Below are 12,849 nucleotides of genomic sequence, written 5' to 3' on the forward strand. Positions count from 1 at the left end.
TCGGACCCGGCCGATGCGCAGGAGGCAGCGTGGGCGGTGCTCAGTGGCCGGGCCCGGGTCCAGGCAAAGGCCGGCGGCGGGCCGGTGCAGAGTGGCCGGATGTTCGCACTCGATGATGCGGCTGATCCGGGTGGCGGTGCAGACTGTGGGGAGAATTGGCGGGTGCTGTCCCGCGGCGGGGTCTGACCCTCGCCGCCCGCGGGGCTTCCGGCGCGAGGAAGTCGGGCGAGTAGCCCCGGAGGAGCAGGACCAGGGCGAGCACGCGACTCGTCGGCGACAGCCTCGCTCGCGTCCGGTGCCGCCCGGTGCCGAACGGCAGGAGACGTCCGAGCTGCCCGGCCTCTGAAAGCCGTTGGCGATCTCCCACAGGACGTCCGGTGCGGCCGCGAGACGTACATGCGCACATCGCCGGATGTGAAGTGCGCGCGCAGCGTGAGCCGCCCGGCCATGAGCGCGAACCCCCGCCGAGGATCATGGAGCCGCGTGAAGGATGGCCAGCGGCCATTGACCCGATCAGCGAGCGGCGTCCAGGTCCACGGCCAGGTCCTCTGTCTCCGTCCAGAACCGTTCGTCCGCGTCCTGGAGCCTGGAGGCCGCGTGCTTCATGTGGGTCAGCGCGGCGGCGCGGGCCGCGTCCGCATCGCCGGTGCCGATCGCGGCAAAGATGGCGTGGTGTTCGTTGCGGACCTCTTCGATGAAGTCCCCGCGGCGGGCCTCGTTGGCGCGGGTGACGCGGATGCCGCTGCGCATGATCTCGCCCAGATAACGCACGGTCGAGACCATGACCGCGTTGCCGGTCGACTCGGCGATGGACCGGTGGAAGGCCAGGTCCTCCTCCACACCGTCACCGCCGGCCGCGACCGCCGCGTCGATCGCGTCCAGGGCCTCCCGCCTACGGGAGAGGTCGGCGGCCGGGGCGCGGGTGGCCGCGAGGGACGCGGCCTCGCCCTCCATCGCGCGCCGCACTTCCACGATCTGCAGGACCTTGGACCTGGTGTCGGCGGCCTCGGCCTCCAGGTCGAGCGGCCGGGTGCGGCGCGGCAGGATGAACACGCCGCGGCCCTGGCGCGGCTCGACCAGGCCGGCGTTGCGGAGCCGGGACACGGCCTCGCGCACCACCGTACGGCTGACGCCGAGCTGCTTGACCAGCTCGACTTCCGTCGGCAGCTTGTCGCCCTCGGCCAGCCGTCCGGACTCGATTTCCTCCGCGAGGATCGCGGCGACCTGATCCGCGAGCCGGACGGGACCGCTCACCTTGGAAAACATGGTGTTCAGTCTATCGGCGCGGACCCCGTCGAACTCGCCGAGAGAGGCTCGACGACCGCCTCCGGGTGCGCCTCGACGTAGTCGCGTACCACCGACTCGAAGCTCGGGTCGGGCTCCAGGCCGAGGGCGGCGGCGCGGGTGTTGTCGAACTGGGCGGGCCATGAGCCCACGATGGCCTCGACCGCCGGATCGGGTGCGATCGTCACCAGGTCGGCGACGGAGTCCCCGGCGACCCGCCGCAGTGTGGCGAGTATGTCGGCGACGGACACCGTGAGCGCCGGCAGGTTGACCGGCACCCCGCCGTCGATCCGGCCCGGACCGCAGCCACGCTCGGCCTCGGCGATGCGCAGGATGCCCTCGACGGTGCGCTGCGGTGAGGCCAGGGCCACCCGCAGGGCGGGGTCGACCGGGCAGGTCGCCGGCAGGCCCGCGAGCGGTTCGCGGACGATCCCGGACAGGAAGCCGGAGGCGGCCGCGTTCGGCTTGCCCGGCCGCACCGACACGGTCATCAGCCGGGCCACCCGCCCGTCGAGGAATCCGCGCCGCGTGTACTCGGCGACGAGCTGCTCGCAGACCAGCTTCTGCGTCCCGTAGCTCGACCGTGGGGTAGGCAGCGTCGCCTCGCTGACCACCGGCGGCAGCGGCAGCGCCGGGTCGGAGCCGTACACCGCGACGCTGCTGGAGAACACGACGCGTACCGTCGGCCCACCGGCGGCCGACTGTGCCCGCGCGGCGTCGAGCAGCGCCCTGGTCGTGTCCAGGTTGGCGCTCATCCCAAGATCGAAGTCGGCCTCGCACTCGGCCGAGACAGCGGAGGCGAGATGGATCACCACGTCCACCGGCTCCGCGAACACCTCGCCGATCCGGTCGGTCAGATCGCCCTGCACGATGTCGACCAGCGAATCGGCTCCTTCGGATGCCTCCGGCGGTACGAACCGGTCGGCGAGGACGAGCCGGTCGACGGGCTCGCCGCGGAACGTCCGGCGCTCCAGCAGTGCCGCGGCGACCCGGCGGCCCAGGAAGCCGAAGCCACCTGTGATGACGATCCTCATGCGGTTTCTTCTCCTCGGAATCCTCGGACGTGGAGGTGGTTCTTCAGCCAGCCGAGCCCCTCGCTCGTACCGGCGCGGGGGCGGTACTCGCAGCCGATCCAGCCGTCGAAGCCCAGCTCGTCGATGACGGTGAACAGATGGTCGATGGCGAGTTCGCCCTGGTCGGGCTCATGGCGGTCGGGCACGCCCGCGATCTGCAGGTGGCCGACCCGGCCGGTCGGCAGGTCCCGGCGCAGGGTCGTGGTGAGGTCACCCTCGACGATCTGGCAGTGGTAGAGGTCGAGCTGCACCTTGAGATTCGGCGCGCCCACCGACTGGGCCACGGCGTGCGCCTCGGCCTGCCGGCTCAGGAAGTAGCCGGGCATGTCACGGCCGTTGATCGGCTCGATCAGGATGTCGACGCCGACCGCTGCGGCCTTCTCGGCGGCCCAGGCGAGATTGGCCAGGTACGTGTCCCGGGTCGCGGGCATGGCGTCGGGCCCGACCAGTCCGGCCATCACGTGCACCCGGGGGCTGCCGAGGGCCGCCGCGTACTCCAGGGCCCGTTCGATCCCGGAGCGGGTCTCGGCCTCGCGCCCGGGTAGCGCCGCGGTACCGCGCTCGCCGGAGTCCCAGGCGCCGGGCGGTGCGTTGAAGAGGACCTGGCGCAGGCCGTTCTCGTCGAGCAGGCGGCGCAGTTCGGCGGCCTCGTAGGCGTACGGGAAGAGGTACTCGACGGCCTCGAAGCCGTCCGCCGAGGCCGCGGCGAAACGGTCGGGGAAATCGTGCTCGGTGTACATCATCGACAGGTTCGCGGCGAACCTCGGCATGGTGTGTCTCCTCGGTCGGGCCGGCGGTTGACGATCCGGACCGGCTAGCGGTTGACGATCTGCTTCTTCGTGGTGAGCACCGCGCCCGCGCCGACGACGAGGCTGAGCGCCAGCACGTACATCGGGAGCTCGGTCGAACCGGTCGCGTCCTTGAGCGCGCCGATCATGTACGGGCTGACGAAGCCGGCCAGGTTGCCCACCGAGTTGATGACGGCGAGACCGGCCGCCGCGGCTGCGCCGCCCAGGAACGCGGTCGGCAGCGACCAGAACAGCGGGGCACAGGTCAGCACACCGGCCGCGGCGAAGGACAGCGCGGCCAGGGACAGTGCGGTCGACCCGGACCAGCTCGCCGCGAGCGAGAAGCCGACGGCGCCCATCAGCGACGGGATCACCAGGTGCCAGCGGCGCTCACGGTGCCTGTCCGCGGACCGCCCGAACACGTTCATCGCGACGAGCGCGGCAAGGAACGGCACGGCGCTCAGCACACCGATCGCGAGGCTGCCCTCGATGCCGGTGGACTGGACGAAGGTGGGCATCCAGAAGGTCAGGGCGTACTGGCCCATCACGAAGCAGAAGTAGATGAGGCACATCAGCCACACCTTGGGCTCACGGAAGGCGTCCCACACCTTGCCGTGCACGGTCTGGTGCGCGGTGTCCTCGGCGATCGCCCGCTCGACGATGCCTTTCTCCTCGTCGCTGAGCCACTTCGCGTCGCGCACTCCGTTGTCGAGGTAGAACAGGGTCGCCACACCGATGATCAGCGCCGGGATGGCCTCCAGCAGGAACATCCACTGCCAGCCCTGCCAGCCGTTCACGCCCTGGAAACGGTCCATGATCCAGCCGGAGAGCGGGTTGCCGAAGATGCCGGCGACCGGGATGGCGGACATGAACAGCGCGATCACGCGGGCCCGCCGGTGCGAGGGGAACCAGTAGGTGCAGTAGAGGATCACGCCCGGGTAGAAGCCGGCCTCCGCTGCACCGAGCAGGAACCGGAGCACGTAGAAGGTCGTCTCGCTGTTGACGAACATGAACGACGCCGAGACCAGGCCCCAGGTGATCATGATCCGGGCGATCCAGGTACGGGCGCCGATGCGCTGCAGCATCAGGTTCGACGGCACCTCGAAGAGGAAGTAGCCGATGAAGAACAGACCGGCGCCCAGGCCGTACGCGGCCTCGCTGAAACCGAGGTCGTCCGACATCTGCAGCTTGGCGAAGCCGACGTTGACGCGGTCCAGGTACGAGAAGACGTAGCAGAGGATCAGGAAGGGGACGATGCGTCGTACGACCTTGCGGAAGACGGCGTTCTCACGGGCGAGGTCGGGGGAGGCCTCGTCCGTCGTCGCAGACAGGGACATGCAGCAATCCTTCGTAAGCGGCTCAGGGGATTCTCTGACGGGGTGGGGGGCTGGTCACCACGCTGCTCGGAACGTGGACCTCAGTTCGTCGATCGCGTGACGGGGGAGTGGCTCAGGGCGACGATCGGTCAGGAGCCAGAGGCGTGCCGTCTCCTCGAGTTCCTCGAGGACGGCGAGGGCGGTGGCCGGGTCGGGACCCCAGACGACGGGGCCGAGACGTTCCAGCAGCACGGCCCTGATCGGGGTGCCGCCCGCCGCCCGGTCGGCGATCCGGGCGGTCACCAGGTCGGCCACGCGCGGATCGCCGGGCCGGTGGTAAGGGACGAGCGGAACGTGCCCCACCTTCATCACGTAGTACGGGGTGATGGGCGGGAGCACGTCGTCCTGGTGCCACACACCGGCCAGGGTGAGCCCGACCAGGTGCGTGGAGTGGGTGTGGACGACGAACCGGGCCGTGGGGTCGGCCTCGTAGATGCGCCGGTGCAGCGCGAGCGTCTTGCTGGCGCGGTCGCCCGCCACCTGCGCACCGGAGGCGTCGACCAGAGCGAGCCGGTCGGGGTCGAGGAAGCCGAGGGCGGCGTCGGTGGGCGTGATCAGGTGGCTGTCGCCGACCCGCGCGCTGATGTTTCCGGCGCTGGCGTGCACGTATCCCCGGGCGAACAGGCTGGTCCCGACCCGGACGATCTCGCGGCGCGCGGCGTCCACGGTGGTGTCCGGTGTGGTGTCCGTGGTCCCGTCGATGGTCACGACGCCTCCCCGTCCAGGAGGGCCAGCGAGTCTGTGAAGAAGCCGGGGCCGCCGAAGTTGCCGGACTTGAGGGTGATGTGGAGGGTGTCGCCGCCGGGCAGTGTCGCCGCGCACCACGGCACGCCTGGGGCGATCTGCGGTCCGATACGGAGCCGGGTGATGCCGAGCGCCTGGACGACGGCGCCCGAGGTCTCGCCGCCCGCGACGACGAGCCGGCGGACCCCGCGCTCCACGAGTCCCCGCGCCACGCGGGCCAGTGTCCGCTCCACCAGCTCACCGGCCTCGGCGGCACCGAGCCGGCCCTGGACGGCCCGTACCGTATCGGGTGCCTCGGTGGAGTGGACGAGGACCGGCCCGTCGGCGAGGTGCGCGTCGGCGAAGGTGAGCGCCTGCCCGGCCACGTCCTCACCGGCCGCGATCCGCAGCGGGTCCACGCTGAACGCGGGTTGTCCGGTGCGCAGGAACTCCAGCACCTGCCCGTTTGTGGCGACGGACACCGAACCGGAGACGACGGCGGCATGCCCGCCGACCGGCGGCAGCTGCGCGGCCGCGGCGGACGGCTCGAAGTCCCAGTTCGCGGGCAGCCCGATCGCGAGTCCGGAACCGGCGGTCACCAACGGCAGGTCCCGTACCGCCTCGCCGAGCCGCACGAGGTCGTCGTTGGACACGGCGTCGACGATCGCGACCCCGACACCCTCCTTGCGCAGCTCGTCGAACCGGGTCCGGACGGCGTCGGCGCCGCCCGCGACGACGGTGTGGTCGACGAGACCGACGGGCCGCCCGGTCTGCGCCTGCAGTACGGAGACGAGGTTCGGGTCGGTCATCGGCGTGAGCGGATGGTGCCGCATCCCGCTGTCGCTGAGCAGGACGTCACCGACGAAGAGGTGGCCCTTGAAGACAGTGCGGCCGTTGTCGGGGAATGCCGGGGTGGCGACCGTGAAGTCCGCGCCCAGGGCGTCCATCAGCGCCTCGGTGACCGGGCCGATGTTGCCCGCGGGGGTGGAGTCGAAGGTGGAGCAGTACTTGAAGTAGATCTGCTCGGCACCGGCGGACCGCAGCCAGGCGAGGGCCCGGAGGGAGGCGTCGACGGCGTCGGATGCGGGGGTCGTCCGCGACTTGAGGGCGATGACGACGGCGTCGGCGTCGATGGCCTGCGCGTCGGTCCGGTCCTCCGGTACGTCGATCAGCTGGACGACGCGCATGCCTGCCCGCACGAGGTTGTTCGCGAGGTCGGTGGCGCCGGTGAAGTCGTCGGCGAGGCAGCCGAGCCGGATTCCCATGTCAGCCCTCCGCCTTGGGCAGGTCCGTCGGATCCGCGAGGCCGGCCGGCTTCGGCAGGTCCACGCCCGGGAAGATCTTGATCACCGCGCTGTCGTCCTCGCCGCCGAGCCCGGAAGCCGAGGCGTGCAGGAACATCTGGTGCGCGGTGGAGGCCAGGGGGAGCGGGAACCTGTCGGGTCGCGCGGCGTCGAGCACCAGCCCGAGGTCCTTGACGAAGATGTCGACTGCGGACAGCGGCGTGTAGTCCCCGGCGAGCACATGCGCCATGCGGTTCTCGAACATCCAGGAGTTGCCCGCGCTGTGTGTGATGACCTCGTACAGGGCTTCGGCCGGGACCCCGGCCTTGATGCCGAGGGCCATCGCCTCGGCCGCCGCCGCGATGTGCACGCCTGCGAGCAGCTGGTTCACGATCTTGACCTTGGAGCCGAGCCCGGCCCGCTCGCCCAGCCGGTAGACCGTGCTGCTCATGGCCTCCAGGACCGGGTCGGCGAGCGCGTACGCGGCGGGGGAGCCGGAGGTCATCATCGTGAGCTCACCGGCGGCCGCGCGGACGGCGCCGCCGGAGATGGGGGCGTCCAGGTACAGCACGCCCTTCTCGGCCAGCCGCCCCTCCAGCTCGGCGGACCAGCCCGGGTCGACCGTTGAGCACATCACGTAGACGGCACCCGGGCGGAGCCGGTGGGCGGCGCCTTCGGGGCCGAACAGCACGGCCTCGACCTGCGCGGCATTGACCACGACGCCGACGACGACGTCCGTCTCGGCGGCGAGGGCGGCGGGGGAGGCGTACGCGGTGCCGCCGTCCCGGGCGAAGTCCTCCGCCACCTGCGGACGGAGGTCGTGGACCCCCACCTCGTGGCCCGCGCCGCGCAGGCTGCGTGCCATGCCGAGACCCATGGCCCCGAGCCCCACCACGCCCACGCGCGGCCGTGCCGACCTGTCTGGCGTCTGCTGGTCGTTCATGCCCATCCTCGTCCTGCTGTGCGGCTCTCTCACCGGGCGCGGCCGGTCTCGTACCGAGCGCGCCTTGCTCGATCGCCCCGGTCGTGCGGCGATCGGGTCATATGATGACCTGAGGATGGACTCCCTGCCTACTGTGATGCCGGTCACATGAATGCGGGGTGGCGGTCAGGGTCGTCCCGGAGGCCTGCCGACGTGCCTCGGGCGAGGCGCTGACACTGGCTGCCGGACATTTCCGCACCGCGGCAGTTGGGTCCTGGGTGGTGCGGTACAGCGGGTTCGGCGGAGATGCGCGAGGCGGCGAAGGCCGCCGCGGGTGCGGCGAACGGTGTGGTGTCAGAACCCTTGACGCGCCGGAACGGTGTCCTCCATGATCCCGGCGGAAACGTTTCCATGGAAACGATTCCGCCATTCCTCGGGCCTGTTCACCCGGGGACGCACAGCGTTCGCACCCGAGAGGCGACCATGGACAACACCGTGACCATCAAGGATGTCGCTGCCCGTGCGGGCGTCTCCGTGGGCACCGTCTCGCGTGTGCTGTCCGGTAGCCCCGCGACCTCGGCCGCTGCGCGGGAGCGCGTGAGGAGCGCCGTCACGGAGCTCGGCTACCGGCCCGACGCGCGTGCGCGCGCTCTGCGCTCGGCCCGCAGCAATGCGGTGGGCCTGCTCCTGTCCGACGTACGCAACCCGTTCTTCGCCGAAGTCGCGCACGGTGCCGAACAGGCGGCGCTCGCTTCGTCCTACGTGACCCTGCTCGCCAACGCGAACGAGGACACCACGCAACAGGACACCTACCTGGAGGCGTTCCTCACCCAGCGGGTCGACGGGATCATCGTCGCCCCGCAGGGCGAGGGCAGCGGCAACCTGCGCGCGCTCGAACAGGCCCGCACTCCTCTGGTGTTCGTCGACCGGACGGTTGAGGACTTCGACGTCCCCAGTGTGACCGCCGACAACGCACAAGGCGTCGATCTCGCCGTCGCCCATCTCGCCTCCCGCGGCCACACCCGGATCGGCTACATCGGGGGACCGCCGTCCGTGTCCACCGGGCGCGCCCGGCACGACGCGTTCCTGGCCGCCGCCGCCCGCCACGCCCTGGACGAGGATCCGGCACTCATCGCCGTGGGTGACTTCCGCAGCGCGAGCGGCAGCACCGCGGCCGCCACGCTGCTCGCCGGCAGACGTCCACCGACCGCACTGCTCGCCGCGGACAGCCTCATGGCTGTCGGGGCACTGGGAGAGGTACGGCGCCGGGGGCTGCGCATCGGAACCGATCTGGCACTGGTCTCGTTCGACGACATCGAATGGTTCAAGGAACTCGACCCGCCGCTGACCGTGGTGGCCCACGACGCACGCGCGCTCGGGGAGAGCGCGATGAGGCTGCTGCTGGACGTCATCGAGGGCCGGCCCGCCGAGTCCGTCGTCCAGCCCATGCGGCTCGTCGTACGCGAGTCCTCCACCGGACGGCGCGCCGACTGACCCGACCGGGCGTCATTCCCCTCACCACCGACCGCCGTTCACCCCGGCAACACCCCGACGCCCCGACCCGGGGGCTGGACGGGGAGACCGGCATGCCGACGGTGTCCCCTGCCCGCACGACGACACCGATCAAGAACCGCGCGAGGTCCTGAACGGCCCGCGCACCCCTCACCGGAAAGGACCGACCATGCGCATCGCACTCGGGAACGACCATGCGGGCCTGGCGCTCAAGGAACACGTGCGCCAGGTGCTGCTCGGCCTCGGCCACGAAGTGCTCGACCGGGGAAGCGACAGCGAGACACCCGTCGACTTCCCGGATATCACCTTCGCCACCTGCGACGCGGTACGCCAAGGCGAGGCCGACCGGGCCGTTCTGGTGTGCGGCACCGGCGCGGGCGCCCTGATGGCCGCCAACAAGATCGCCGGGATCCGGTGCGGACTGGGCCACGACGTGTACTCGGCCCACCAGGCCGTCGAGCACGACGACGCCAACGCCATCGCCATGGGCGCCTGGCTTGTCGGCCCGGCGACGGCGACCGAGGTCCTGGAGGCGTTCCTCGCCGCGACATTCGACAACGACGACGACACCGTGCGCCGTGTCGCCAAGCTCCACGAACTGGAACTCAGGTCGGCACGAGAGCTCGCCGACCGTCTCTAGGGGGTGTCCGCCCCCCCACCCCAGTCCCCACAACTCCCCACCCCCCACAGGCCGATGGCCAACCGTCCCCCGCGCATACCGCGATCGAAGGAGACCCGGCATGAGCGCGCCCAACACCCCCACCGACAGCGCCCGACCAGGACGTATCAAGACCGCACTCGCCTCCGCGGCAGGCACCTGTGTGGAGAACTACGACTTCGTCGCCTACGGCACCGCCTCCGCCCTCTACTTCGGCGATGCCTTCTTCCCCGAGTCCGATCCCGTCGTCGGCACCCTGCTCGCCTTCGTGACCCTCGGCGTGGGTTTCCTGATGCGCCCCGTCGGCGGCGCGCTCGGCGGGTACCTCGGCGACCGGCACGGCCGCAAGCCTGTACTCGTCGGTGCGCTGCTGGTCATGGGCTTCGCCACGGTCCTGATCGGCCTGCTGCCCACGTATCAGCAGGTGGGTGTCATCGCCCCCGTTCTGCTGGTCGCCATCCGGTGCGTCCAGGGCCTGGCGTTCGGCGCCGAGTGGGGTGGCGCGGTGATGATGACGTACGAGCACGCTCCCCGCAGGCGCCGCGGTCTCTACGCGGCGATACCGCAGGCCGGCAACCCGCTCGGTATCGCGTTTGCCAACATCGCGTTCCTGCTCTCCGCGTCACTCGACGGCGACTGGGCCTGGCGGCTGCCGTTCCTCGCCAGCTCCCTGCTGATCATCGTCGGTCTCGTCGTACGGATGAAGCTGAGCGAATCGCCGGAGTTCGAGGCGGCCAAGGCCGAGGGCGGCACCGTGCGCAATCCGCTCGTGTCCGTCCTGCGCGACGACTGGCGCAACATCCTGCGCATCATCGCTCTGCGCGTCGTCGAGTCGTGTGCCTACTACCTGACGGCCACGTATCTGCTGTCGTACATCACGGACCGCGACGCGGACGACCGCAGCGTCGCGCTGGCCGGCGTGGTCGTCGCGAGTCTCGTGGCCGTGGGCACCACGGTCCTGTCCGGCGCCCTGACCGACCGCGTGGGACGCCGGCCCGTCTACCTGGTGGGCTGCTTGCTGGCCGCGGCCTTCGGCATTCCGATGTACGTGATGGCCAACACCGGCGCGCCGGTGTTGATCGTTCTGGTGTTCCTCATCGCCATCGGTGTCATCCACGCGGCGTTGACGGGTACTCAGGCGGCGTGGTTCGCCGAGCTGTTCCGCACCGGAACTCGCACCTCGGGTGCCTCGCTCGGCTATCAGACGGCCGCGTCCGTGGCCGGGTTCGCCCCTTTCGTCGCCGTGCTGCTGGCCGATTCCTTCGACTGGTGGGGCCCGGCTGGCTTCTATGTGTCCGTTGCCCTCATCGGGCTCATGGGTGTGTTCGCCACGCGTGAGACATGGGGTCCGGCTCAGCGGGCGGCCGCTGCTGCCGCCGCTGAGGCGACGGTGAAGCTGGACGGTATCCCGTCGCAGCAGGCATCCCGCCATGATGCCTCCCGGCAGCGACCCTGATCCGCGATTCGGCGGTACGAACGGCGTGCCACGACCTCCCCGGGCTGTGGCACGCCGCCGCATGTGGCCTCGAGACGTCTCGCGCACCCTATGGGCTGCCAAAGTGGACCAGAGTCCGAACATCAATTACGAAGCCACGAGGCATGAGTCGGCGCGTCACTGCTCATCCAGTGATGCCTGCCGGGCAAGGAACTCCTCGAATACCGCCTTCTGCCTCGGATCCATGACCCCTTGGCGGATATTGCGGGCCTGCTCCTGGAGCCAGTACCCGCCTCGTCGGGGCCCAGGAGCTCGGCGACCACCACGCCTGTGCGAGCAACTGCCGTGCGCCCTCCTACGCGACGACGAAAGAGTGTGAACGCGCCGAACTCCGTTGGGTGGGCCAGTTCCGGCTCCTGCGTCGCAGCCTGCTTCTCGTCCCCAGCGTCACCCTTCGGGTACACGTTGGGGGCCCGGTGTTCCCAGAGCGCCGGCGTGGCCGCGGGCACCAGCACCGCGCGTTCCGCCTCTTCACGCCCCTCGCACATGAACCTGACAGGGCGGCAGGTATGCCCCCTGCTCCTGTGCCTCGTCGACCAAGGCGCACCAGGCGGATCGTCCGTACGGGGACGCTAACCTCGACGTGGACACCCGCCTGAACCTCACTGCGGGCTCGACGGTTCGCCTCCCTCGTACCGCTGCGGCCGTCGAGCAGTCGGGGCTGAGCCGCTCGGATCCGTGAGCCCCCTGCTTGCGCCCCCGCAGGCACCTCCACAGGACGAGGCGCGTTCGCCGCCGATGGTTCGGGAAGCCGAGAAGGAATAGCGCCGCTCGGCCGTCGGCGCGGCGCGGATAGCGTGCGCGAATGAAGCGGATTCAGCGGGCCGCCGGTGCGGTCGTCGGCTCAGCGGTGGGTGACGCCCTGGGCGACCCCTTCGAGTTCGCTCCCCGGGGGGCGTTCTCCGCGCGGTTTCCCGCGCCTGGTGCCGGTGGCGAGACGTGCGGAGGCGGTGGCTGGGACCCCGGCGAGGCCACTGACGACACGCAGATGGCCGTCCTGGTCGCGGAGTCGCTGCTGGAGCGGGGCGGACTGGATCTGCCGGACATCTTCGCCCGCTTCCAGCGGTGGGCAGCATCAGAGCCGAAGGACATCGGCCTGCAGACCGAAGACGTCCTGACCAACGGCATGCCCTGGGACCTCGCCGCCGCGATCCACTTCCAGGTCAACCAACGAGCAGCGGGAAACGGCTCCTTGATGCGGGCATCGACCTCCGCGGTCCACTTCGCGTCCGCCGGCCCGGAAGCCACCATGGACGCGGCCCGCCGCATCGCTGCCCTCACCCACGGCGACCGCGCGGCATGGGAGGGCACCGCGATCTTCCACGAACTCATCCGCGTCACGTTCGAGGACACCGACCCTCTCACGGCGCTCCCGGACATCCTGGCTCTTGTCCATCCCGACCACCGCGGCCGCTACGCCACCGTCCTCGCGCCCGACTGGCACCCCGATCAGGCGACCGAGTTCAACGGCGCCGTCTGGCCCTGCCTGGGCTCCGCCGTGTGGGCCCTGCGCACCACCACCAGCTTCGAAGAAGCGATACGCGCGGCCATCGACCTCGGCGGTGACACAGACACCGTCGCCGCGGTGACCGGAGGCCTCGCGGGGGCGCACTACGGGCTGAATGCAATCCCCGCCCACTGGACCCAGCCGCTTCATGTCCCCCTCCCAGGATTCGACGGACGCGTGCTGCGCCTGGCAGATCTGCTCCACCTCGCACACCGCCTCGGAGGCTGA

The 12,849-nt window shown here is 70.7% G+C and carries 11 protein-coding genes and 1 pseudogene; 4 read left to right on the plus strand and 8 right to left on the minus strand.

The features are described 5' to 3' along the window. Positions 1-513 precede the first annotated feature (513 nt). The 7 genes from OHO27_RS42710 to ltnD are packed head-to-tail and all read right to left on the minus strand — an operon-like array spanning position 514 to position 7,476. Complete coding sequence (locus tag OHO27_RS42710; protein ID WP_328430254.1) at positions 514-1,266, minus strand: FadR/GntR family transcriptional regulator; 753 nt, start codon at positions 1,264-1,266, stop codon at positions 514-516. Positions 1,267-1,271: 5 nt separating this feature from the next. After that, on the minus strand, positions 1,272-2,318 hold the full coding sequence (gene denD, locus OHO27_RS42715; RefSeq protein WP_328430255.1) for a D-erythronate dehydrogenase: 1,047 nt from the start codon (positions 2,316-2,318) through the stop codon (positions 1,272-1,274). Further along, positions 2,315-3,127: a 2-oxo-tetronate isomerase gene (gene otnI / locus OHO27_RS42720; RefSeq protein ID WP_328430256.1), complete on the minus strand. Its 813-nt coding sequence runs from the start codon at positions 3,125-3,127 to the stop codon at positions 2,315-2,317. Before otnI ends, denD begins: the two co-directional genes overlap by 4 nt. Positions 3,128-3,171: 44 nt before the next feature. Beyond that, positions 3,172-4,482: an MFS transporter gene (locus OHO27_RS42725; protein WP_328430257.1), complete on the minus strand. Its 1,311-nt coding sequence runs from the start codon at positions 4,480-4,482 to the stop codon at positions 3,172-3,174. 54 nt (positions 4,483-4,536) lie between these two features. After that, entirely contained in the window at positions 4,537-5,229 is a 693-nt protein-coding gene (locus OHO27_RS42730) for a class II aldolase/adducin family protein (protein WP_328430258.1), read from the minus strand. Beyond that, complete coding sequence (otnK, locus tag OHO27_RS42735) at positions 5,226-6,509, minus strand: 3-oxo-tetronate kinase (protein WP_328430259.1); 1,284 nt, start codon at positions 6,507-6,509, stop codon at positions 5,226-5,228. The genes OHO27_RS42730 and otnK overlap by 4 nt, the downstream gene beginning before the upstream one ends. 1 nt (position 6,510) lies before the next feature. After that, positions 6,511-7,476, minus strand: a complete 966-nt coding sequence (gene ltnD / locus OHO27_RS42740; protein WP_443059680.1) for an L-threonate dehydrogenase — start codon at positions 7,474-7,476, stop codon at positions 6,511-6,513. Positions 7,477-7,932: 456 nt separating this feature from the next. On the opposite strand from ltnD, the gene OHO27_RS42745 reads away from it, so the two are divergent. The 3 genes from OHO27_RS42745 to OHO27_RS42755 all read left to right on the plus strand — a co-directional run bounded on the left by OHO27_RS42745 (position 7,933) and on the right by OHO27_RS42755 (position 11,075). Continuing rightward, complete coding sequence (locus OHO27_RS42745; protein WP_328430261.1) at positions 7,933-8,943, plus strand: LacI family DNA-binding transcriptional regulator; 1,011 nt, start codon at positions 7,933-7,935, stop codon at positions 8,941-8,943. A 187-nt stretch (positions 8,944-9,130) separates the two neighbouring features. Then, complete coding sequence (locus OHO27_RS42750; protein WP_328430262.1) at positions 9,131-9,601, plus strand: RpiB/LacA/LacB family sugar-phosphate isomerase; 471 nt, start codon at positions 9,131-9,133, stop codon at positions 9,599-9,601. 100 nt (positions 9,602-9,701) lie between these two features. Continuing rightward, a complete protein-coding gene (locus OHO27_RS42755; protein WP_328430263.1) occupies positions 9,702-11,075 on the plus strand; it encodes an MFS transporter in 1,374 nt (457 codons plus the stop codon). 156 nt (positions 11,076-11,231) lie between these two features. On the opposite strand, the pseudogene OHO27_RS42760 reads toward OHO27_RS42755, so the two are convergent. Next, positions 11,232-11,611, minus strand: a pseudogene (locus OHO27_RS42760) (hypothetical protein); the annotation flags it as partial. Between the two features lie 308 nt (positions 11,612-11,919). Here OHO27_RS42760 and OHO27_RS42765 point away from each other — a divergent pair. Next, the gene (locus OHO27_RS42765) at positions 11,920-12,849 is read left to right on the plus strand and encodes an ADP-ribosylglycohydrolase family protein (RefSeq protein WP_328430264.1); all 930 of its coding nucleotides are present in this window, start codon (positions 11,920-11,922) and stop codon (positions 12,847-12,849) included.

This window comes from Streptomyces sp. NBC_00443, from assembly GCF_036014175.1.
Taxonomy (GTDB): Bacteria; Actinomycetota; Actinomycetes; order Streptomycetales; family Streptomycetaceae; genus Streptomyces.